Raw genomic sequence first — 855 nt, 5'->3', positions numbered from 1 at the left:
GAGTACTTGGCTACGAACCAGGCGGTCGGAGGTTCGAATCCTCCCGCGTGCACCATTATTTATAAGCAATGACATTCTTCAGTTGTCGTTGTGRTAAAACAGAATTAGTGCACGCGTAGCTCAGCTGGATAGAGTACTTGGCTACGAACCAGGCGGTCGGAGGTTCGAATCCTCCCGCGTGCACCATCTAATTCGTGTGGTGAGGTGGCCGAGAGGCTGAAGGCGCTCCCCTGCTAAGGGAGTATATGGTTTATCCCGTATCGAGGGTTCGAATCCCTCCTTCACCGCCATTCTTTCGTTAACGCTAGTGTGCTACTTAGTAGTCAGATTAGTTTTAATAAGTATCTTTCTTAGCCGAAAGATAAGTAAAGTAACATCAGTGCACGCGTAGCTCAGCTGGATAGAGTACTTGGCTACGAACCAGGCGGTCGGAGGTTCGAATCCTCCCGCGTGCACCATCATTTAAAAGCARTGACAATATTTCGTGATTGTYGTTGTGATAAAACAGAATTAGTGCACGCGTAGCTCAGCTGGATAGAGTACTTGGCTACGAACCAGGCGGTCGGAGGTTCGAATCCTCCCGCGTGCACCATCATTTAAAAGCAGTGACAATATTTCGTGATTGTCGTTGTGATAAAACAGAAYTAGTGCACGCGTAGCTCAGCTGGATAGAGTACTTGGCTACGAACCAGGCGGTCGGAGGTTCGAATCCTCCCGCGTGCACCATTATTTATAAGCAATGACATTCTTCAGTTGTCGTTGTGGTAAAACAGAATTAGTGCACGCGTAGCTCAGCTGGATAGAGTACTTGGCTACGAACCAGGCGGTCGGAGGTTCGAATCCTCCGAATCCTCC

At 48.9% G+C, this 855-nt stretch carries 6 tRNA genes; all 6 read left to right on the top strand.

Annotated elements, in window-relative coordinates:
• Window positions 1–109: 109 nt before the first annotated feature.
• Window positions 110–186, top strand: a tRNA-Arg gene (locus L4D76_RS28745).
• A 12-nt stretch (window positions 187–198) separates the two neighbouring features.
• Window positions 199–290: transfer RNA gene (locus L4D76_RS28740), tRNA-Ser, on the top strand.
• Between the two features lie 91 nt (window positions 291–381).
• A tRNA-Arg gene (locus tag L4D76_RS28735) sits at window positions 382–458 on the top strand.
• A 57-nt stretch (window positions 459–515) separates the two neighbouring features.
• Window positions 516–592: transfer RNA gene (locus L4D76_RS28730), tRNA-Arg, on the top strand.
• Window positions 593–649: 57 nt separating this feature from the next.
• Window positions 650–726: transfer RNA gene (locus L4D76_RS28725), tRNA-Arg, on the top strand.
• A gap of 61 nt (window positions 727–787) precedes the next feature.
• Window positions 788–847 (top strand) — tRNA-Arg (locus L4D76_RS28720).
• Window positions 848–855: the final 8 nt, after the last annotated feature.

The organism is Photobacterium sagamiensis (assembly GCF_050337085.1).
GTDB classification, from domain to species: domain Bacteria; phylum Pseudomonadota; class Gammaproteobacteria; order Enterobacterales; family Vibrionaceae; genus Photobacterium; species Photobacterium sagamiensis.
Note: the sequence above shows the minus strand (reverse complement) of the source record. Positions and strands in the feature narration are given on the sequence as shown.